Annotated in this window: 17 protein-coding genes; 5 read left to right on the top strand and 12 right to left on the bottom strand. The window is 71.9% G+C overall.

From position 1 onward, the window contains the following. Positions 1-116 precede the first annotated feature (116 nt). Together ACGF4F_RS28405 and ACGF4F_RS28400 are read right to left on the bottom strand one after the other, a co-directional pair. Entirely contained in the window at positions 117-725 is a 609-nt protein-coding gene (locus ACGF4F_RS28405) for a TetR/AcrR family transcriptional regulator (RefSeq protein WP_357447704.1), read from the bottom strand. Positions 726-736: 11 nt separating this feature from the next. Continuing rightward, positions 737-2305 carry an MFS transporter gene (locus tag ACGF4F_RS28400; RefSeq protein ID WP_393082010.1) on the bottom strand — a complete coding sequence of 523 codons (1569 nt, stop codon included), beginning with the start codon at positions 2303-2305 and terminating at the stop codon, positions 737-739. A gap of 984 nt (positions 2306-3289) precedes the next feature. Here ACGF4F_RS28400 and ACGF4F_RS28395 point away from each other — a divergent pair. Further along, on the top strand, positions 3290-3880 hold the full coding sequence (locus ACGF4F_RS28395) for a hypothetical protein (protein WP_393082007.1): 591 nt from the start codon (positions 3290-3292) through the stop codon (positions 3878-3880). A 332-nt stretch (positions 3881-4212) separates the two neighbouring features. On the opposite strand, the gene ACGF4F_RS28390 is transcribed toward ACGF4F_RS28395, so the two are convergent. The 8 genes from ACGF4F_RS28390 to ACGF4F_RS28355 all read right to left on the bottom strand — a co-directional run bounded on the left by ACGF4F_RS28390 (position 4213) and on the right by ACGF4F_RS28355 (position 12667). Further along, positions 4213-5223, bottom strand: coding sequence for a branched-chain amino acid ABC transporter permease (locus ACGF4F_RS28390; RefSeq protein ID WP_357447625.1), 1011 nt, complete (start codon positions 5221-5223; stop codon positions 4213-4215). Between the two features lie 153 nt (positions 5224-5376). Next, entirely contained in the window at positions 5377-6258 is an 882-nt protein-coding gene (locus ACGF4F_RS28385) for a branched-chain amino acid ABC transporter permease (RefSeq protein WP_357447622.1), read from the bottom strand. A gap of 66 nt (positions 6259-6324) precedes the next feature. Continuing rightward, positions 6325-7578, bottom strand: coding sequence for an ABC transporter substrate-binding protein (locus ACGF4F_RS28380; RefSeq protein WP_357447619.1), 1254 nt, complete (start codon positions 7576-7578; stop codon positions 6325-6327). Between the two features lie 46 nt (positions 7579-7624). Then, positions 7625-8317 (bottom strand): ABC transporter ATP-binding protein, encoded by a 693-nt coding sequence (locus ACGF4F_RS28375; protein WP_073835750.1) that lies wholly within the window; start codon positions 8315-8317, stop codon positions 7625-7627. Further along, positions 8304-9065: an ABC transporter ATP-binding protein gene (locus ACGF4F_RS28370; protein ID WP_073835846.1), complete on the bottom strand. Its 762-nt coding sequence runs from the start codon at positions 9063-9065 to the stop codon at positions 8304-8306. The genes ACGF4F_RS28375 and ACGF4F_RS28370 overlap by 14 nt, the downstream gene beginning before the upstream one ends. 391 nt (positions 9066-9456) lie before the next feature. Beyond that, positions 9457-10533 (bottom strand): alcohol dehydrogenase catalytic domain-containing protein, encoded by a 1077-nt coding sequence (locus tag ACGF4F_RS28365; RefSeq protein ID WP_357447614.1) that lies wholly within the window; start codon positions 10531-10533, stop codon positions 9457-9459. Further along, complete coding sequence (locus tag ACGF4F_RS28360; protein ID WP_357447611.1) at positions 10530-11972, bottom strand: aldehyde dehydrogenase family protein; 1443 nt, start codon at positions 11970-11972, stop codon at positions 10530-10532. Before ACGF4F_RS28360 ends, ACGF4F_RS28365 begins: the two co-directional genes overlap by 4 nt. A 41-nt stretch (positions 11973-12013) precedes the next feature. Continuing rightward, on the bottom strand, positions 12014-12667 hold the full coding sequence (locus tag ACGF4F_RS28355; RefSeq protein ID WP_357447607.1) for a TetR/AcrR family transcriptional regulator C-terminal domain-containing protein: 654 nt from the start codon (positions 12665-12667) through the stop codon (positions 12014-12016). A 214-nt stretch (positions 12668-12881) separates the two neighbouring features. Between ACGF4F_RS28355 and ACGF4F_RS28350 the strand changes: the two genes are divergently transcribed. Continuing rightward, positions 12882-14054, top strand: a complete 1173-nt coding sequence (locus tag ACGF4F_RS28350; RefSeq protein ID WP_393081998.1) for an acyl-CoA dehydrogenase family protein — start codon at positions 12882-12884, stop codon at positions 14052-14054. A 17-nt stretch (positions 14055-14071) separates the two neighbouring features. On the opposite strand, the gene ACGF4F_RS28345 is transcribed toward ACGF4F_RS28350, so the two are convergent. Further along, positions 14072-15109, bottom strand: a complete 1038-nt coding sequence (locus ACGF4F_RS28345; protein ID WP_357447601.1) for an aminotransferase class V-fold PLP-dependent enzyme — start codon at positions 15107-15109, stop codon at positions 14072-14074. 161 nt (positions 15110-15270) lie between these two features. Between ACGF4F_RS28345 and ACGF4F_RS28340 the strand changes: the two genes are divergently transcribed. After that, on the top strand, positions 15271-16152 hold the full coding sequence (locus tag ACGF4F_RS28340) for an SPFH domain-containing protein (protein ID WP_357447598.1): 882 nt from the start codon (positions 15271-15273) through the stop codon (positions 16150-16152). Positions 16153-16352: 200 nt separating this feature from the next. Here the strand turns inward: ACGF4F_RS28340 and ACGF4F_RS28335 are convergent, their stop codons facing one another. Continuing rightward, positions 16353-17744 (bottom strand): cation:dicarboxylate symporter family transporter, encoded by a 1392-nt coding sequence (locus tag ACGF4F_RS28335; RefSeq protein WP_357447595.1) that lies wholly within the window; start codon positions 17742-17744, stop codon positions 16353-16355. 134 nt (positions 17745-17878) lie between these two features. Between ACGF4F_RS28335 and ACGF4F_RS28330 the strand changes: the two genes are divergently transcribed. Both ACGF4F_RS28330 and ACGF4F_RS28325 read left to right on the top strand, forming a co-directional pair. Then, positions 17879-19465, top strand: a complete 1587-nt coding sequence (locus tag ACGF4F_RS28330; RefSeq protein WP_393081989.1) for an ATP-binding protein — start codon at positions 17879-17881, stop codon at positions 19463-19465. 102 nt (positions 19466-19567) lie between these two features. Beyond that, complete coding sequence (locus ACGF4F_RS28325; RefSeq protein ID WP_357447589.1) at positions 19568-20251, top strand: response regulator; 684 nt, start codon at positions 19568-19570, stop codon at positions 20249-20251. Positions 20252-20441 lie beyond the last annotated feature (190 nt).

Raw genomic sequence — 20441 nt, 5'->3', positions numbered from 1 at the left:
CACCGGGCGAGCCGGTGCGGCGGTTGCCCCACCGGCTCGCCGATCCGGCGGTGTCCGGGTGGCCCGGACACCGCCACATCGCCGATCCCGGTGTCAGGCGGCGAACGGGGACCCGGTCAGCGGGCGCGGAGGCCGTCCAGGACGGCGTCGACGATCCGCTCCGGCAGGATCCGGTCGTCCAGTTCGGGCTGCCAGCGCAGCATCCGCTGCATCAGCATCGGCCCGCTCAGCAACGCCATCGCCAACTCGACGTCCAGGTCGGCGCGGAGCTCCCCGCTGCGTACGCCGCGCTCGAGCACCTGCCGCATCAGCTTCCGGCGCGGCTCGACCATGGTCTGGTAGAGCCGGTAGTGGGCCGGGCTGCGGTTCACCTCGGGCACCAGGCAAGGCATGATCTTCGCGGCCCGGGGGTCGACGTTGTGCCCGATCGCGCCGACCAGGAGCACCAGGTCGTCCCGGACGGAATGGCCGGCCGGCTGGGGCGGGGTGCCCTTGAGGGTGCGCAGCGCGTCGAGCAGCAGGGCATCCTTGCCTGGCCACCGGCGGTAGATGGTGGCCTTGCCGACCCCGGCGCGGGCGGCGATCGCCTCGATGGAGAGCGCCTCGATCGTGTTGCCCTCGGCGAGCAGGTCCAGGGTCGCCTGCACGATCGCCTCGTCCGCGCGGATGCTCCGCGGTCGCCCGGGCGACCGCGGAGCATCGGCGGTGGAACTCATGTCAGACATTGTCGCCGAACCTACGCGGTCCCAGCCAACTCCGGTTCGGCGGCCGCTCGGGCGTCGGCCGGAGCGAGCACCGGGCGGCCCGGCATCCAGCGGAGCACGATGACGATGCCGAGCGCGGCCACCAGCGCGGAGAACCCCGCCGCCCAGTGCATCGCCGACACGAACGAGTCGTTGGCCGCCGCGATCAGCCGCGGCGCGGCCGGCCCGAGCTGCGCCGCCGCCGCGTACGCGCCGGAGATGGACTCCTCGGCGGCCGCCCGGGCCGGGGCGGGCAGGCCGTCGAGCGCCGTGGCGACGTCGCCCCGGTAGACCGCGGAGAGCACCGAGCCGAGCACCGCCACGCCGAGCGCACCGGCCACCTGGCGAATCGTGTTGCTGACCGCGGAACCGACGCCGGCCTTCTCCCGGGGCAGCGCCGACATGATCGACTCCGTGGCCGGCGGCATGATGTTGGCCATGCCGGTGCCCTGGACGAAGGTCAGGACCAGGATGACCCAGATCGGCGTGACCGCGTCGACGAAGACGAAGGCGCCGAGCGCCACCGCGGTCAACGCGAGGCCGACCAGCGCGACGGCCCGACCACCGAAGCGGCGGACCATCGCCGCGCTGCGCGGCGCGAAGAACAGCTGCGCCGCGGCGAACGGCAGGAAGAGCAGACCGGTCTCCAGCGGGCTGTACCCGCGGACCAGCTGGAGGTAGAACGCGTTGAAGAACATCACGCCCATCGCGGCGAAGAACACCAGCCCGACCAGCGCCACCGGGGCGGCGAACCGGGGCACCCGGAACAGCCGGACGTCCAGCGACGGGTGGTCGCTGCGCAGCTCGTGGGCGACGAACCAGGCCAGCACGGCCAGCCCGCCGACGATGGCGGCCCAGACCGGCAGTCGGTCGAAGCCGTGCTCGCCGCCGTCGATGATGCCGTAGGTGAGCGCGACCAGGCCGACCACGGACAGCAGCACGCCGAACAGGTCCACCCGGCCCGGGTTCGGGTCGCGCGACTCCGGCACCAGCAACGCGACCAGCACCACGCCGAGCACCACCACCGGCACGTTGATCAGGAAGACCGAGCCCCACCAGTAGTGCTCCAGCAGGACGCCGCCGAGGACCGGACCGATCGCCACGGCGAGGCCGACCGCGCCGGCCCAGACACCGATCGCCCGGGCCCGCTCCCGGGGGTCGAAGACGTTGGAGATGATCGACAGCGTCACCGGCATGATGGCCGCGCCACCGACACCCATCAGGGCGCGGGCGCCGATCAGCTGCGCCGGGTCCTGGGCGTACGCCGACAGCAGCGACGCCAGTCCGAACAGCGCCAGGCCGACCAGCAGGAAACGCTTGCGGCCGAGGCGGTCGCCCAGGACGCCGAAGGTGAAGAGCAGACCGGCGAACACCAGCGTGTAGGAGTTGATGGCCCACTCCAGCTCGCCCTGGCTGGCGCCGAGGCCGTGCACCGGGTCGGCCAGGGTACGCAGGGCGACGTTGAGAATTGTGTTGTCGAGGACGACCACGAGGAGGCTGATCACCAGCACCCCCAGGATCGCCCACCTCCTCGGGTGTCCAGTGTTCTCGTGCGGTTCCATCCCGGTTCTCCCCCCGGTTCACCCGCGTCGAAATACGATACGGGGCAGACTCGTAACGGCCCGAGCGTAAGCGAGCGAGTTTCGATACGGAACCGGTTCGTATCGTTTGTGCGCCAGGTCACGTGCCCGGTCAGGCTCGAGTCCAGCCGGCCATGGCGGGCCACACCCCCGTCGTGGTCCAGCGCCATCCGAATGGCCACCCTCCGCGGTTCGCGCCCCGCGTACGGGGGCCGGAACCGCGGGTGGTCAACAAGCAGGTGCAGCGCCGGCGTCGCGCCCTGACTAGCTAGCCCGCCCTCGTCCCGCACCCGTGCGCCCAGTGGCGCACTTTCGTCGAAAGTGAGGCCTTCCGGCGGTCCGAGGGGCCACTTTCCCCGAAAGTGTCCCCTCGTTCGTTGCGCCCGGGCGGTAATCCACTCCGTGTGCGGTATGTGGGGGTGTCGTGGGTGCCGGATACCACCTCCTGCTGCACCTGGAGTGGATCTACGGGGGTTGGCGGCCGCCGCCCGGGCGTTGTGGTCGGCGATGTCCGGTTTGCGGGTGACGGCCGGCATCCTGGGCCTGGAATCTCTGGCGGCCGGGGGTCGTTGAACACTGGTGCTCGGCCGAGGAAGGCACGCCACGAGCCGGGGCCGCCAGGACCCGGGTCGGAATGACGATGGGCCGCCGGTCGTTGCACATGAACCCCGCGACCGATGCCCCGTGAGGCGGGGTCGGCCAGGCCGGAATGTTGGTGGGCCACCGGTCGTTGCACATGACTCGCGACCGAGGAAGCTGCCCTCGTGTGGTGGGTGGTCGGGCCCGGAATGATGGCAGGCCGCCGGTCGTTGGATATGGTCCCGGCGCCGCGAAGAGGCGAACCCCTAGCCCCGCAGCCCGCTGGTCGAAGACTTTCCCCCTCTTGTTTGAGCGCCTGACGGTGCTTGCGCGCCCTGCCCACCCCCATGGGCGGTGGTGCGCCGACCCCCGAATGGAGCTTTGATCATGAACTCGATGCTGCGTAAGAGCATTCTTGGTGTTGCTGGTCTGGCTTTCACCGGTGGTGTGTTCGCCGGTCCGATCGCTGCTCACGCCGATGCCCCGGCCACCGCTGCTGGGAAGCCGGTGGCGGCGGTGCAGGCCGACAAGCCGGACATGGGCAAGCTGATCCCGCATGGTGTGCAGGGCGCCCAGTCGAAGATCACCCTGAACGACGAGCAGACCGCGAACGCGAAGGCGATCATCGCCGCGACGAAGAAGGCCGGCCTGCCGGAACGGGCCGCGGTGATCTCGATCGCCACGAGTCTGCAGGAGTCGAAGCTGGAGAACCTGGGCCACCTGGGTGACGCCAATGACCATGACTCGCTGGGCCTGTTCCAGCAGCGCCCCTCCAGTGGTTGGGGCACGCCGGAGCAGATCACCAACCCCGAGTACGCCACCCTGGCGTTCGAGAAGGGTCTGAAGCAGATCGACGGCTGGCAGGACATGCCGCTGACCAAGGCCGCCCAGACCGTGCAGGTGTCGGCCTACCCGGACGCCTACGCCCAGTGGGAACAGCAGGCCGCCGACCTCGTCGCCCAGCACTGGAACAGCTGATAACACAGCCGAGCACCACAGCTGACAACCGAACAACCACCCAACGCTGCTGGCCGGCACCCCAAGACGGGTGCCGGCCAGCAGCGCCTCTGCACACTGGCGTCTCCAGATCTTGGACAGTTCCCGTCAGCAGCAGAACAGAACACGGTCCAAGATCAGCAGCTCACTGCGGTACGTACCAGAGGAAGACCGCAACGCACGGGCGGCGAAGGCGCACGACGGGGCTGGGGGCGACCGTGACCGGCGCAGGGATCAAGCCTGACCGCCCGGAGCCGGGCACGGTCGCCCCCAGCCCCCAACAGCAACCACCTCACAAGAGCAACCAGCGCAAGTCAGCTCCGACGACGCCAGCGCAACGCCAGGGCCGCGACACTCCCCCAGATCCCTCGCCGGAACAACAGCACGACGAGTACGAAGATCCCCCCGGTGACCAGCCCGATCGCCTCGAACCCGGAGAACGACAGCCAGTCCTCTAGGCGGACCACCAGCGCCGCCCCGAGCACGCCGCCCCAGAGGGTGCCGATGCCGCCGAGCACCACCACGATGACCGCCTTGCCGGAGGTGGTCCAGTGCAGCACGTCGAGGGAGACGAACCGGTGGCCGACGGCGAAGAGTCCGCCACCGAGCCCGGCGAGGAACCCGGAGAGGACGAACGCGGTCAGCTTGTACCGGTGCACCGGGTAGCCCAGCGCGCGGGCCCGGGCCGGGTTGTCCCGGATGCCGACCAGCACCCGGCCGAAGGGCGAGTGGACGATCCGCCAGGCGGCGAGCAGGCCGAGCAGCACGATCGGCAGGATGGCGTAGTAGAAGTAGTAGTCGTCGGAGAGGTCGACGCCGAAGAAGGAGCGGGGCACGCCCTGGAGGCCGTTCTCGCCCTGGGTGACCGAGCGCCATTCGTTGGCCACGTAGTAGACCATCTGCGCGAAGGCCAGGGTGACCATCGCGAAGTAGATCCCGGCGCGCTTCACTGCGAGGTAGCCGATCGGCAGCGCGAGCAGCGCCGCAGCGAGCGCCCCGACCAGCACCGCCGCCGGGAAGGGCAGGCCGGCGTGGATCGCCACCAGACCGGTGACGTACGCCGAGGTGCCCCAGAAGGCGGCGTGCCCGAAGGACATCAGCCCGGTGAAGCCGAGCAGCAGGTCCACCGAGACGGCGAAGAGCGCCCAGCAGAGGATGTCCACGGCCACCGCCGGGTAGAGCCCGTTGGGCAGCCAGAACGCCACGAGCAGGCCGACGGCGAGCAGCGCGTACCGGACCCAGCCGGGGGCGCGGGCGACCGCGACCAGGCCGGACGGGGGTGCCGGGCGGGCCGCGTCGGCGGGGGTGTCGACGGCGCTGGTCATGCCGTCACCTCGCTGCGCTCGGCGCCCTCATGACCTGTGGCACTGAGCTGATGATTCGCTCGCTGACGCTCGCTCATGCCGGTACTCCGCTTCGCTTCGTGCCGCCATGAGGCACCTTCGCACTGAGCTGATGATTCGCTCGCTGACGCTCGCTCATGCCGGTGCCTCCTCACGGCCGAACAGGCCGGCCGGGCGCCAGAGCAGCACCGCGGCCATCACCACGAACACGACGGTCTGCGACACGATCGGGAACTCCGACAGGTATGCCTCGCCCCAGGCCTGGATCAGGCCGATGCCGAAGCCGGCGGCGACCGAGCCGAAGATCGAGCCGAGGCCACCGATCACCACCACCGCGAAGACCACGATGATCAGGTCGGCGCCCATCAGCGGGTTGACCGCGCGCATCGGGGCGGCGAGCACCCCGGCGAGCCCGGCCAGGGCGATGCCGAAGCCGAAGACCGGAGTGACCCACTTTCCCACGTCGATGCCGAAGGCCCGGGTCAGTTCGGGCCGCTCGGTGGCCGCGCGGACCACCATGCCGATCCGGGTCCGCCCGAGTACCCACCACACGGCCCCGCAGAGCAGCACGGTGAAGCCGAGGATGAAGACCCGGTAGGTCGGGAAGTCGAAGAGCCCGAAGTCGACTGACCCGCTCAGCTCGGTCGGGGTGGCGTACGGGCTGGACTGCACGCCGTACCGCGACTTCACCAGGTCCTGGAGGATCAGCGTCAGGCCGAAGGTGAGCAGGAAGTTGTAGAGCGGGTCGAGCCGGGTCAGCCGGTGGATGACCGCCCGCTCCAGCACCATGCCGAGCAGGCCGAGGGCCAGCGGCATGATCACCAGCGCGGCCCAGAACGGTACGCCCGCCTCGGCGAGCAGCACGTACGCCCCGAACGCGCCGAGCATGTAGAAGGCGCCGTGGGCGAAGTTCACCACCCGGAGCATGCCGAAGATGACCGCGAGCCCGAGGGCGAGCAGGGCGTAGAACGCCCCGCCCACCAGCCCGTTGAACGTGTTCTGCAGGAAGCCCGACATCAGCTCGTCACCTCGCCACCTTCGTTCGCGACCGCGAGGCTCGCAGGACCGGCTCGCTCCTCGCGCTCACAGCTTGCAGTCGGCCGACGGGGCGCGGAACGCCTCGGCCGCCGGGATGGTCTTGAGGATCTTCACGTAGTCCCACGGCTCGGTCACCTCGGCCTGCGGCTTCACCTGGGCCAGGTAGGCGTCGTGGATGACCCGGTGGTCCTCGGCGCGGATCTTGCCGTTGCGCAGGAAGACGTCGTTGATCTCCTTGCCCTCGAGGCCCTTGACCACGGCGTCGGCGTCGTCGGTGCCGGCGGCCTGCACCGCCTCCAGGTACTGCATGGCGGCGGAGTAGTTGGCTGCGTGCGCGAAGGACGGCCGGGTGCCGGTCTCCTTCTGGAACTTGTCGGCCCACTCCCGGTTCTGCTGGTCGAAGTTCCAGTACCAGGCGTCGGTGTAGGTGGTGCCGGCGAGGGCGGCCGGGGTGAGCGAGTGGATGTCGGTGATGAACATCAGGCCCACGGCCAGCCCGATGCCCTTGTCCCGCAGCTTGAACTCGTTGTACTGCTTGACCACGTTGACCAGCTCGGCGCCGGCCTGCATGGTGCCGAGGACCTGCGGCTTCGGGTTCAGCGTCGGGGCCTTGAGCAGGAACGACGAGTAGTCGCCGCTGGTGTTCGGGAACGGGGCGCCGTCCTTGCCGACCACGGTGCCGCCGGCCGCGCCGATCGCCGTGGAGAAGCTCTTCTCCATGTCCTGCCCGAAGGCGTAGTTCGGGTAGAGGATGTACCAGTTCTTGCCGACCTGCTGGGTGGTCACCGTGCCGGTGCCGTGGGCCAGCATGTACGTGTCGTACGCGTAGTGGAACGTGTACTTGTTGCAGCTCTTGCCGGTCAGCTCGGTGGTGGCCGCGCCGATGTTGAAGTAGAGCTTCTTCTTCTCCTTGGCCACGTCGGCGACCTTCAGGGCGGCCGAGGAGGTCGGCACGTCGAGGATCGCGTCGACGCCCTTGCGGTCGTACATCTCCTGGGCCTTGCTGTTGGCCACGTCGGGCTTGTTCTGGTGGTCGGCCGTCTCCACCGAGATGTTCTTGGTGATCGCCTTGTCGCCGTACTTGGCCTTGAAGTCGGCGATGGCCATCTCCACGGCCTTGACCGAGTTCTTCCCGGACAGCTCCGAGTAGGCCCCCGACTGGTCGTTGAGGACACCAAGCACGATCTTGTCGCCGGTCAGCTTCTGGTCGCCGCCGGACTGCGGACCACCGCCGCCGCAGCCGGTGACCAGCGCCGCCACCGCCGCCGAGGCGGCGGCCACACCCACGCTCCTGCGCATCTCAATCCCTTCCGTACCGCGCGGTCCGCGCGGGTCAGCCGTCGTTTCAGATCCCGAGGTACGCCAACAGCTCGCGCTCCCGCGAGCGCACCTCGGAGTTGTCCATCGCCTCCGCGATGCGTCCCTCGGCCAGCAGGTAGTGCCGGTCGGCGACGCCGGTGGCGAAGTGCAGGTTCTGTTCGACCAGCAGCACGGTCACGCCGTGCTTCTTGGCCTCCCGCAGCAGGTCACCGACCTGCTGCACGAGCAGCGGCGACAGCCCCTCGGTGGGCTCGTCGCAAAGCAGCAGCCGGGCGCCCATGCGCAGCACCCGGGCCAGGGCGAGCATCTGCTGCTCGCCGCCGGAGAGCATGGTGGCCGCCGAGTCGCGCCGGCTGTAGAGGGCGGGGAACGCCTCGTACACCCGCTCCAGCGGCCACGGGTCGGGGCCGACCCGGGGCGGCAGGGTCAGGTTCTCGGTGACGCTGAGGGTGGCGTACGCGCCGCGGTCGTCGGGGACCCAGCCGAGCCCGAGCCGGGCCCGCTTGTAGGCCGGCAGCCGGGTGAGCTCCGTGCCGTCCAGGGTGACCGTGCCGCGCTGGCCGGGGTGCAGCCCCATCACGCAGCGCAGCAGGGTGGACTTGCCGGCTCCGTTGCGACCGACCAGGGTGACCACCTCGCCGGCGGCCACGTCCAGGCTCACCTCCCGCAGCACCTGCGCCTCGCCGTACCAGGCGGAGAGGTTCTCAATGCGCAGCATCGGCAGCTCCCAGGTAGGCGGTGATGACCCGCTCGTCGGCGCGGACCTGCTCGTACGGCCCCTCGACCAGGACCTTGCCGGCCTGCAGGACGGTGACGGTGTCGGCGAGCCGGCCGACGACGCTCATGTTGTGCTCGACCATGACGACGGTGCGGCCGGCCCGCACCCGCCCGATCAGGTCGACGGTGCGGTCGACGTCCTCCAGCCCCATGCCGGCGGTGGGCTCGTCGAGCAGCAGCACCTTCGGGTCGAGGGCGAGCGCGATGGCCAGCTCCAGGGCCCGTTTGCGCCCGTACGCGAGGGCCTCGGCCGGCGCCTCGGCCAGCTCGGCGAGGCCGACCATGGCCAGCAGCTCGTCGGCCCGGTCGCGGTAGCGGTGCATCAGCTTGGCCGAGCGCCAGAACCGCCAGCCCAGCCCGCTCGGCGACTGGAGCGCCAACGCCACGTGCTCCCGCGCGGAGAGTTGGGGAAAGAGGCTGGTGATCTGGAAGGAGCGGGCCACACCGAGCCGGGCGACCCGCTCCGGGGGCAGCCCGGTGACGTCCCGACCGGCCAGCTCGATCCGCCCGGCGGTGGGCGGCAGGAAGCCGGTGAGCAGGTTGAACAGCGTGGTCTTGCCGGCGCCGTTGGGCCCCACCAGGGCATGCACGGTCTCCGGCGCCACGTCGAGGTCGACGCGGTCGACCGCCCGGAAGCCCCGGAAGTCCCGGGTCAGCCCGCGGGCCGACAGGAGCGCTTGCCCGGCCATCGCCACACCCTCCACAGGTCGCGAGGCGACGACCAGGTCGGTGACGGGGGTCACAGGGCCGTCGCGTTCAGGAAACCTACGGTGCTCCACAGGAGTCGAACCATGTCGATTCTCCACACATTCGACCCGGGTCGGACGGCTCCGCTCGCCATAGGGAGGGTCCCCTCCGGCCCCTCCCCCGACCCGACACACCGATCGGCGGGTGTCGACATGTGGCGGCGCCACCTCACCCGGTGACGGCGTACTCCGGCAGGTGCAGACCGTCGGCCCGGCCGAGGAACAGCCGTTTGGTGAGCCCGCGCAGCGGGCGGGAGGTCATCGCCCGCATGGACGCGTTGCGCAGCCGGATCGCCGCCCGGCTGGCCGGCAGCCGGTGCGGGCCGTCCGCCCGTCAGTCCGGGAAGGTGACCACCCAGCGGGCGCCCTCGCCCCGGGCGAGCCGGTCGAACGCCGCCGGCGCCTCGTCCAGCCCGACCGTCCCGCTGATCAGCGGACGCAGGTCCAGGCTGCCGTCGGCGAGCGCGGCGGCCAGCTCCGGCACCTCGCGGTCCGGGTCGGACGAGCCGTACACCGAGGAGCGCAGGGTGCGGGCGGAGTGGAAGATGTCCAGCGCGGCGAGGCTGACCAGGTCATCCCTCCCGCCCATGCCGACCACGGTCACCGCTCCCCCGCGCCGGGTCAGCCGCCAGGCGGCGTGGATGGTCGCGGCGCTCCCGACGCACTCGAAGGCGTGGTCGACACCCCGCCCCTCGGTGCGCTCCCGGACCTTCTTGGCCAGCGTGTTCCCGGCGCGCAAAAATTCGGTGGCCCCGGCGGCGACCGCGAGGTCCCGTTTGGCCTCGACCACGTCGACGGCGACGATCGGCGCGGCGCCGGCCCGGCGGGCGGCGGTCAGCACGGCCAGCCCGACCCCGCCGAGCCCGATCACGGCGACCGACTCGCCGGCGGCCACCCGGGCGGTGTTCCGGACCGCGCCGCTGCCGGTGAGCACCGCGCAGCCAAGCAGCGCGGCCCGCTCCGGCGGCAGGCCGGCGGGCACCGACACGGCGGCGTGCTCGGGCACCACCACCTCCTCGGCCAGCGCGCCGAGGCCGAGGGTGACGTGCAGCCGGCTACCGTCGGCGGTCTCGCCCCGGGCCACCACCGGGGCGGTGTTGGCGGCGCAGAGCCAGGGTTCGCCGTGCCGGCAGTGCCAGCAGGCGCGGCAGGCGGGGGCCCAGTTGAGCACCACCGGCGTGCCGACGGCCAGCCGGGCCCCGGGGCCGGTCTCGGCGACCACGCCGGCCGCCTCGTGCCCCAGCACCAGCGGGTACGCGGGCGCGAGCGTGCCGTTGACCATGGCCAGGTCGGAGTGGCAGATTCCGGCGGCGCGGATGCGTACCCGCAGCTCGCCGGCGCCGGGGGCGGGCAGGCGTACCTCCTCGACGGCGGGCGTGGCGTCCCGGCCGCGGACGACCAGGGCCCTCACCGCTGGATCGCCTTGAGCTCGGTGAACTCCTCCACGCCGGCCGGGCCCAGCTCGCGGCCGAGGCCGGACTGCTTGTACCCGCCGAACGGCGCGAGCGGGTTGAACGCGCCGCCGTTGATGTCGACCTGGCCGGTGCGCAGCCGCCGGGCGACGGCGAGGGCCTGGTTTTCGTCGGCGGACCAGACGGCGCCGGCCAGCCCGTACCGCGAGTTGTTGGCGATGGCGACGGCCTCGTCGGTGTCGTCGAACGGGATGACCGCGAGCACCGGGCCGAAGACCTCCTCCTGGGCGAGCGCGCTGTCCGGGTGCACGTCGGCGAAGACGGTGGGCGCGACGAAGTGCCCGCGCGGCGGCAGCGACACGTCCGGGCCGCCGGCGACGAGTCGGGCTCCGTCGGCCAGGGCCCGCTCGACGTGGCCGCGGACCCGTTCGGCCTGGGCGGCGGAGACCAGCGGGCCGAGCCGGGTCGCCGGATCGAACGGGTCACCCGTCCGGTAGCCCGCGACGGCCGTCGCGATCAGGTCGAGCGCCTCGGCGTAGCGGTCCCGATGGACCAGCATCCGGGTCCAGGCGGTGCAGGTCTGCCCGGAGTTGAGGAAGGCGTTGCCGACCCCGACCTTGACCGCGGTGGGCAGGTCGGCGTCGGCGAGGATCAGGTTGGCGGACTTGCCGCCGAGTTCCAGGGCGACCCGGGCGATCCGGTCGGCGACGAGGTGAGCGACCCGGCGGCCGGTGGCGGTGGAGCCGGTGAACGAGACCAGGTCGACGTCGGGGTGGGCGGCCAGGGCCTCGCCGACGACCGGCCCGGTGCCGGGCACCAGGTTGACCACCCCGGCCGGCAGCCCGGCCTCGATGACCGCGTCGAAGAGCAGGTACGCGGTGAGCGGGGTGAGTTCGCTGGGCTTGACCACCACGGTGCAGCCGGCCGCCAGCGCCGGGGCCACCTTGGCGACGACCTGGTGCAGCGGGTAGTTCCACGGCGTGATCGCGCCGACCACGCCGACGGGTTCGCGGACCACGAGCGAGTTGCCGACGGTCTGCTCGGCCGGCGGGCGGGCGGCGAGCTCGACCATGCTGCGCAGCACGGTGAGCGGGAGGCCGGCCTGCACCCGGGTGGCGAGCTTGAGCGGGGTGCCCAACTCCAGCGCGACGGTGTGCGCGATCGCCTCGGCGCGGGCGGCGAGCGCGGCGTGCAGCCGGTCGAGGTGGGCGGCCCGCTCGGCGGGGGCGGTGGCCGCCCAGCCGGGAAAGGCGGCGCGGGCGGCGGCGACGGCCCGGTCGACGTCGGCCGGGGTGCCGGCCGGCACCTGCCCGACGATCTCCCCGGTGGCCGGGTTCTCGACCGGGATCGCCTCCCCGTCGGCGGGGTCGACCCACGCGCCGGCGACGTGCACGTGCCGGCGGACCAGGAGGGCGGGCGGCGCGGCGGCGAGATCCATGTCGTCCTTCCCGGGAGGAAACTAGCGCTGGAAGTTTGACGCTACTCCGGAGCGGCGGCCCGCTCCAGGGGCGCCACGGTCCGCTCGTACTCGGTGTGCAGGCCGTGCAGCAGCGCGTCCAGGCCGAGGGTGAAGGCACCCTCGTCGACGCTGTGCTGGTGGCCGGCGAGCCGGTGCGCCTGGCTCAGGTGCGGGTGTCCGGTGTAGAGCGCCGGATCCTCGACGAAGCCCCGCGCGAACGAGCCGAGCGCGGAGCCGGCAACGAAGTAGCGCAGCGCGGCGCCGATGTGGGTGGCCCGGGCGGGCGGCCACCCCGCCCCGACCAGGCCGCCGTAGACCGCGTCGGCCATGGCGAGCGCGGCCGGCCGCCGGCCCGGCCCCTGGGCCAGGTACGGGACGATGTTCGGGTGCGCGGCCAGCGCCGCCCGGTAGGACCGGGCCCAGCGTCGCAGCGCCTCGTACCAGTCGCAGCGGCCGAAGGCGCTGACATCCACGGTGGCGGTGACGCTGTCCGCCACCGCGTCGAGGATGGCGCCCTTGGTGGCGAAATGGTTGTAGAGCGAGGGGCCCTGCACGCCGAGCGCCGTGGCCAGCCGCCGGGTGGAGAGCGCGCCGAGCCCGTCGGCGTCGATCAGCGCCAGCGCCGTGGTGACGATCCGGTCCCGGGTGAGCAGCGCCTGTCGGGGTCGCGGCACGTCAAACCACCCGTGCCGGGTCGCCGCTGCCCTGCGCCCACCCTCGGCCGATTTCCGCCACACCACTCTCCCCGTCGGCACCGCCTGCTCACGCACCCTAGTCAAGCCCGCCGGGGCGCGCCTCACCTCGACGGTGGAAGGAGCGGGCTGGACGGATGAAAACTTACGCCGCTAGTTTGAGGGGAAGCCGCCGCACCGACGCCGAGGGAGCACGGTGGACTTCGCACTGTCCGACGAGGAACGGGCCGTCCGGGACACGGCCCGCGCGTTCATCACCCGCGAGGTGCTGCCGCTGGAGCAGGAGGTGCTGCGCCGCGAGCGCGCCCACCGCCCCGGCCTGGAGCGGTCCGAGCTGCGCGAGTTGCAGCTCAAGGCGAAGCGGTTCGGCTTCTGGGGACTGGCCACCCCGGAGCAGTACGGCGGGATGGACCTGCCGGCCGTCATGCAGTCGCTGATCTGGACCGAACTCGGCCGCACCTTCGTGCCGTTCCGGTTCGGCGGCGAGGCGGACAACATCCTGTTCCACGCCACCGAGGAGCAGCGGCGAGAGTTCCTTCTGCCCACCATCGAGGGGGAACGGATCTCCTGCTTCGCGATCACCGAGCCGGGCGCCGGCTCGGACGCGGCGAACATCCGGCTGCGCGCCCGGCGGGACGGCGACGACTGGATCCTCGACGGCGAGAAGACCTTCATCACCAACGGCGACGACGCCGACTTCGCCATCGTGATCGCGGTGACCGACCCCGAGCAGGGCGTCCGCAACGGCGGTGCCACCGCGTTCCTGGTGGACCGGGCGATGGGATGGCGGTCGGAGTTCATCCAGACGATGGGCGAGGGCGGTCCGGCATCGCTGATCTTCGACCACGTACGCGTGCCGCACCGCAACATCCTCGGCGAGGTCGGGCAGGGCTTCGCGCTGGGCATGCAGTGGATCGGCAAGGGGCGCTACACCATCCCCTCCCACGCCCTCGGCATCGCCGAGCGGGCGTTGCAGATGGCGATCGACCAGGCCAACACCCGGGAGACCTTCGGCGCCAAGATCGGCACCAACCAGGCGATCCAGTGGATGATCGCCGACTCGGAGACCGAGCTGGAAGCGGCCCGTTGGCTGGTGCTGCGCGCCGCGTGGACGGTCGACCAGGGCCTGGATCCCCGGCACGCCTCGTCGATGGCCAAGCTCTACGGCGCCGGCATGGTCAACCGGGTGGTGGACCGGGTGCTGCAGATCCACGGCGGCATGGGCTACACCCGCGAGCTGCCGATCGAACGCTGGTACCGGCAGGTCCGGCTGTACCGGATCTTCGAGGGCACCGACGAGATGCAGCGCCTGATCATCGCCCGGGACCTGCTGCGCGGGTACACGAAGATCGGCGCCCACCTGGTCTGAGCCGCGACGGCTCCCGCTCAGTCCGTCAACGCTTCCAGCGCCCGGTCGACGTCCTCCTTGGTGCTGTAGAGGTGGAAGGAGGCGCGCACCCGGCCGGCGCGGACCGCCGCGCGCACCCCGGCCCGGGCCAGCTTCTCCGCCGCGCCGGGCACGGCGACCGTCACGATCGCGCTGTCGCCGGGCGGCCGGCCCAGCCCGACCAGGAACCGGTTGGCCAGCGCCACGTCGTGATCGCGCACGGCGGGCAGCCCGATCTCGGCGAGCAGCTCCAGGGCGGGCGCCGCCCCCACATAGCTGAACCACGCCGGGGAGATGTCGAAGCGCCGGGCGTCGTCGGCCAGCCGCAGCGGCGGGCCGTAGTAGGAGGCGTGCACGTCCTGGCCCGCGTACCAGCCGGCGGCGTCGGGGCGCAACCGCTCGCGCAGCGCCGGGGCCAGGTAGGCGAAGGCGGTGCCGCGCGGCGCCATCAGCCACTTGTACGCCGACACCACCACCACGTCGGCGAGAGCCGCGTCGAAGGGCAGCCAGCCGCATGCCTGGGTGGCGTCCACCGCGACGAGGGCGCCGTGCGCCCGGGCCGCCGCGACGATCTCGTCGTACGGGGCGACGGTGCCGTCGGACGACTGCACCAGGCTGAACGCGACCAGATCGGTGCCGGCGTCGATCGAGTCGACCAGGCCGGCCAGCGGCACCGTGCGGACCCGGACGCCCCGCTCCTGCTGCACCAGCCACGGGAACAGGTTCGAGGTGAACTCCACCTCGGGGACGACCACGGTCGCGCCGGGCGGCAGCCCGGCTGCCACCGGGGCGAGCAGCTGCGACGCCGTGCTGCCGATCGCCACGTCCGCCGACGCCACCCCGACCAGCCGGGCGAACCCGGCGCGGGCCTGCTCGGCGGCCTCGCCCCAGCCCTCCCAGGAGATCCGTCCCACCCGCCAGTCCGCCAGGGCGTCCTGCAACGCCACCCAGGCCGGCTCGGGCGGCAGCCCGTAGCTGGCGGTGTTCAGCCAGCCGGGCTGCGGCTGCCACAACTTCTGTGCGTCGTCGAGCTTCACCCCGCCGACGCTAGTGACGACGCCGACGCCCGGGCACGGCCAATTCGGGCGTCGTGGTTTGCGACGGCGCACCCGGCCGCAGATGCGCCCGCCCCGCCCCGGGCCGCCGGGCTTCTTGTCCCGGGCGACTACCTTGCTGATCAAGTCAGCAAGCCACCCCCGTGAGAGGTACCGCGCACATGCCGTTCGGCTTCACCCTCGCGATCGTCGCCGCCCTCGCTGCGGCCATCGCCATCGCCGTCGCACTATTTGGCCCAGGCAGGAGCGTACGGCAGCGCGCCATGCTGGCGGCGGCGGCCGCCCTGGTCGCCACACTCGTTCTCACCCTCTTGTCGAGTGCCCACTCGGTACCCATCCGCTCGGTCGGGATCGTCACCAGCTTCGGCAAGCCGACCGGCGAGGTCACCGGCTCCGGCCTGAAGTGGGTCGCGCCATGGCAGCGGGTCGGCGAGTGGGACGCCGGGCGGCAGAAGTACGACCACATCGGCAGCGACCACTGCGTCCGGGTACGCACCGGCACCCTCGCAGACGCGTGCGTCGAGGTGCTGGTCGAGTGGCAGGTCCGACCCGAGAACGCGCCGAAGCAGTTCATGGACTACAAGGGCGACTTCGACAGTTTCCGTGGGCAGCGGGTCGGTGTCCAGCTCGACAGCGCCGTCAACGACGCCTTCTCCACCTACAACCCACTGGAGCGGATCGACGCGAAGACCGGCAGTTTGAACGTCGACCTCAAGCCGTTCGCGGAGAGCATCAAGAGCAACGCCGAAGGCCGGCTGGCCGAGGACGTCGACATCCTGTCGGTCACCATTACCCGCGTCAACCACGACGACAAGACCGAGGGCAACATCAAGGCATTCCAGGACAAGCTCGCCCAGACCCGCAACCTCGAACAGGACCGCCGCAACGCCGAGATCCAGAAGCAGATCACCGAGACCAACGCCAAAGTGGACAAGGTGACCCGCTGCCTGGAGATTGCCGAGAAGAACGGCAGCACGCCGGGCCTCTGCATCAACCCGGGCATCGTCACCGGCACCGCCAAGTGAACACCCCAGCCACGCCGAATGATCGGCGTCCGGTAGCCGGGCCAGCGCGACCAGACCCTACCGCCCCTGATCCGCAAGCGTCCTCGCGAGATCGTGCTCAAACATGGAAACAGTGGCTTCGCTCAGGCGGCGAGGCCACTGTTTCCTGGATCGAGCGCGATCTTGACGGGGGCGACAGGCCACCGGCGCCCGTGGCTGGATCAGGCGGGCACGTCGACCGGCGACGTGCGGCGCGACGCCGGGACCGCCTCCTCCGGCACCCCGTGCGCGTCGTCCTCGTCGAGCATGGTCGCCTCGTCGAACGGACGTCCGCCGCCGAGCACGGCTTGGGCCTGCTCCCGGTCGAACTGGCCGGTCCAGGTGCCGACCAGCACGGTGGCGACCGCGTTTCCGGCGAAGTTGGTCAGCGCCCGGGCCTCGGACATGAACCGATCGATGCCGACGATCAACCCGACGCCGTCGACCAGGTCCGGCCGGTGCGACTGCAGCCCGCCGGCCAGGGTCGCCAGGCCCGCGCCGGTCACCCCGGCCGCACCCTTGGAGGCGATGATCATGAACACCAGCAGCGACACCTGCTCGCCCAGCGACAGCGGCTTGCCCAGCGCGTCGGCGACGAACAGTGACGCCATGGTCAGGTAGATCGCCGTGCCGTCGAGGTTGAACGAGTACCCGGTCGGCACGGTGATCCCGACGACCGGCTTGCTCACCCCGAAGTGCTCCATCTTGGCGATCAGCCGGGGCAGCGCCGACTCGGACGACGAGGTCGACAGGATCAGCAGGAACTCCCGGCCCAGGTAGGCGAGGAGCTTGAAGATCGAGATCCGGGCGACGAACCACAGCAGGGCGCCCAGCACCAGGAACACGAAGAGCGCACAGGTGACGTAGAAGCCGAGCATGATCTGCGCCAGGCTCTTGAGTGCGTCCACGCCGGTCGCGCCGACCACCGCGGCCATCGCGCCGAACGCGCCGATCGGCGCCACCCACATGATCATCGCCAGCACCTTGAAGACGAGGCGCTGGATCACGCCGACGGCGCGCAGCACCGGCTCGCCCCGCGTACCCATGGCCTGCACGGCGAAGCCGACCAGCAGCGCGACCAGCAACGTCTGGAGCACCTCGCCCTCGGTCAGCGCGGAGAGCAGCGAGGTCGGGATGACGCCGAGCAGGAAGTCGACCGTGCCGCCGCTCTCGCCACCGGCGGCGGCCTTGCCCGCCTCGGCCACCTCCGGGCCGAGGTTCAGGCCGGTGCCGGGCTGGATGATGTTGCCGACCACCAGGCCGATCGCCAGCGCCACGGTCGACATGACCAGGAAGTAGCCGAGGGCCAGACCGCCGACCTTGCCGACCTTGGCCGCCTGGCGGACGGAGCCGACGCCCAGCACGATCGTGCAGAAGATGACCGGGCTGATCATCATCTTGATCAGGTTCACGAAGCCGGTGCCGAGCGGCTTCAACTCCTTGCCGACCTCGGGGGCGGCGAGACCGACCGCGATGCCGGCCAGCACGGCCACGATGACCGCGAGGTAGAGGTAGCGGGTCCGGTCCCGGCGGGCGGGCCGGGCGGCCGTGGGGGTGGGTGAGGTGGTGTCCATTCCCACAATGTGAAGCGTGTCTCAGCACAGGGCATCCTTGCGTTCATTCTGTTCACCCCTGTGACTCGCGGCCGAAACGGGCCGCTGACCGGTGCGCCACACTTGCGGACGGCGCGCGGCGGAAGGAGGGTGACGTGGCCCGACGGCAATGGAGCATCGCAGGGCAGTTGTTCGCCCTCCAGGCGCTGGTGGTGACGCTGCTGGTGCTCGCCGGCGCCGGGGGTGCCGTCTGGCTGGCCCGCAGCGACTCCCACCAGGCGGCGGAGGACGAGGTCCTGGCGGTGGCGCAGACCGTCGCCCGGTCCCCCGACGTCCCCGCGGCGCTCACCACCGCCGACCCGGTGGCCACCCTGCAGCCGTACGCCGAAGCCACCCGGGTGGCCACCGGAACGGACTTCGTGGTCGTGATGGCCCCGGACCGGACCCGGTACTCCCACCCCAACCCGGACCTCATCGGGCAGCCGTTCATCGGCGACATCGGCCCCGCCCTGGCCGGCGAGCCGTTCACCACCACCAACGTCGGCACCCTCGGCGAGTCGGTGCGCGCGGTCGTTCCGGTGTACGGCGACGACCAGCGGATCGTCGGGCTGGTCTCGGTCGGCATCACCACCCAGGCGATCAACCGGAAGCTGCTCGGCCAGATCCCGGTGCTGCTGGGCGCCGCCGTCCCGGCGCTGGCCCTCGCGGCCACCGGCGCCTGGCTGCTCAGCCGGCGGCTGCGCCGGCAGACCCACGGCCTCGGCCCGACCCAGATGACCCGGATGTACGAGTACTACGACGCCGTCCTGCACTCCGTGCGCGAGGGGCTGCTGGTGCTGACCCGGGACGGCCGGGTGGCGCTGGTCAACGACGAGGGCCGCCGGCTGCTCGGGCTGGCCGAGGACGCGGCGGTGACGGACCGGCCGGTGGCCGGCATCGACCTGCCGCCCGCGGTGGCCGAGCTGCTCGGCTCCGGGCGGGACGCGCACGACGAGCCGGTCCTCGCCGGTGACCGGGTGCTGGTGGCAAACCAGCGGACCACCCGCTTCGAGGGGGCCGTGCTCGGCACCGTGCTGACCCTGCGTGACCAGACCGAGCTGCGCAACCTGGCCAGCGAGCTGGACTCGGTACGTGCGCTCACCGAGGCGTTGCAGGCCCAGACGCACGAGTCGGCCAACCGGCTGCACACCGTGCTGACGCTGGTGGAGCTGGGCCGTACCGACGAGGCCGTCCAGCTCGCCACCCGCGATCTGGAGCTGGCCCAACAGCTCACCGACCGGGTCGTCGGGGCGGTGACCGAGCCGGCGCTGGCCGCCCTGCTGCTCGGCAAGTCGGCCCGGGCCGGCGAGCGCGGCGTGGACCTGGTGATCGAGCCCGACTGCCGGCTCGACGACAGCCCGCTGCCCCCCACCGACCTGCTCACGGTCGTCGGGAATCTGGTCGACAACGCCCTCGAGGCGGTGGCCGGCACGCCGCCGCCGCGCCGGGTCCGGGTCTTCGTCGGCGCCGCCGACGACGAGATCGTGGTCCGGGTCGGCGACAGCGGCCCCGGGCTGGACCCGGACCGGGTGGCGGACGCGTTCCGGCGCGGCTGGTCCACCAAGAGCGCCGGCCGGGGGCTCGGCCTGGCGCTGGTCGGCCAGGTGGTCCACCGGCACGGCGGCCGGACCGACGTGGCCCGCGCCGAGGACGGCGGCACCCTGTTCACCGTCCGCCTGCCGATCCCGCGGGAGGCCCGATGAGCGAGCGCAGCGAGCGAATCATCAGGCACAGCGCGGTAGAGCCTCATGCGGCCGCGGAGCGAAGCGGAGCGGCGGCATGAGCGAGCGCAGCGAGGCGGACGCATGAGCGACATCCGGGTGCTGGTGGTGGAGGACGAGCCGCTGCTGGCCGAGGCGCACAAGGCGTACACCGAGCGGGTGCCCGGCTTCGTGGTGGTCGGGGTGGCGCACACCGCGCGGGAGGCGATGGCGGCGCTGCGGCAGCGGGGTGGCGCGGACATCGACCTGGTGCTGCTCGACTTCCGCCTGCCCGATCTGCACGGCCTGGACGTGTGCCGGGCCCTGCGGGCGGCGGGCAGCAGCGTCGACGTGCTGGCGGTGACCTCGGCGCGGGACCTGGCGGTGGTCCGCACCGCGGTCTCCCTGGGAGTGACCCACTACCTGCTCAAGCCGTTCACCTTCGCCGCGTTCCGCGACAAGCTGGAACGGTACGCCGACTACCGGCGACAGGCTCTCGCGGAGGGCGAGGTGGTCGCCCAGCACGAGGTGGACCAGATGTTCGCCACCCTGCGCGGCGCGGCCCGGCACACCCTACCCAAGGGGCTGGACGAGCAGACCTTGCACCGGGTGCTCTCGGCACTTGGCGAGGGCACCGGGCGGTCCGCGGCCGAGGTCGGTCGGGAGACCGGGATCTCCCGGGTCACCGCCCGGCGCTACCTGGAATACCTGGTGACCAGTGATCGCGTCGTGCGCGCTCCGCGTTACGGCACCCCCGGCCGCCCAGAGTTCGAGTACCGGCCGAGATGAGCTGACGGGGTCGTTCGACGCGGCCGGGAGCTGACGGACCGCCGGACGGACGGACCCGGCCGGCTGCCGTCGGCGGGCCGGTCGGCCTATCGGACGTTTCCGGTGTGGCCGAGGGAGTAGCGGCCGGGTTGGGGCCAGATGGTGAGGCCGTGTGGGCCGCGGCCGACGGGGATTCGGGCTAGTAGTTTGC

Origin of the sequence: Micromonospora sp. NPDC047740 (assembly GCF_043204735.1) — a bacterium.
In the GTDB taxonomy this organism is placed as follows: Bacteria; Actinomycetota; Actinomycetes; order Mycobacteriales; family Micromonosporaceae; genus Micromonospora.
The sequence above is the reverse complement of the archived record's forward strand: the minus strand, read 5'-3'. Positions and strand labels throughout refer to the sequence as shown.

What these genes read in the sequence shown, in the direction of transcription:
- ACGF4F_RS28405 (WP_357447704.1), bottom strand. Translation starts at nt 725, where the DNA reads ATGTCTGACATGAGTTCCACCGCCGATGCTCCGCGGTCGCCCGGGCGA.
- ACGF4F_RS28400 (WP_393082010.1), bottom strand. Translation starts at nt 2,305, where the DNA reads ATGGAACCGCACGAGAACACTGGACACCCGAGGAGGTGGGCGATCCTG.
- ACGF4F_RS28395 (WP_393082007.1), top strand. Translation starts at nt 3,290, where the DNA reads ATGAACTCGATGCTGCGTAAGAGCATTCTTGGTGTTGCTGGTCTGGCT.
- ACGF4F_RS28390 (WP_357447625.1), bottom strand. Translation starts at nt 5,223, where the DNA reads ATGACCAGCGCCGTCGACACCCCCGCCGACGCGGCCCGCCCGGCACCC.
- ACGF4F_RS28385 (WP_357447622.1), bottom strand. Translation starts at nt 6,258, where the DNA reads ATGTCGGGCTTCCTGCAGAACACGTTCAACGGGCTGGTGGGCGGGGCG.
- ACGF4F_RS28380 (WP_357447619.1), bottom strand. Translation starts at nt 7,578, where the DNA reads ATGCGCAGGAGCGTGGGTGTGGCCGCCGCCTCGGCGGCGGTGGCGGCG.
- ACGF4F_RS28375 (WP_073835750.1), bottom strand. Translation starts at nt 8,317, where the DNA reads ATGCTGCGCATTGAGAACCTCTCCGCCTGGTACGGCGAGGCGCAGGTG.
- ACGF4F_RS28370 (WP_073835846.1), bottom strand. Translation starts at nt 9,065, where the DNA reads ATGGCCGGGCAAGCGCTCCTGTCGGCCCGCGGGCTGACCCGGGACTTC.
- ACGF4F_RS28360 (WP_357447611.1), bottom strand. Translation starts at nt 11,972, where the DNA reads ATGGATCTCGCCGCCGCGCCGCCCGCCCTCCTGGTCCGCCGGCACGTG.
- ACGF4F_RS28335 (WP_357447595.1), bottom strand. Translation starts at nt 17,744, where the DNA reads ATGGACACCACCTCACCCACCCCCACGGCCGCCCGGCCCGCCCGCCGG.
- ACGF4F_RS28325 (WP_357447589.1), top strand. Translation starts at nt 19,568, where the DNA reads ATGAGCGACATCCGGGTGCTGGTGGTGGAGGACGAGCCGCTGCTGGCC.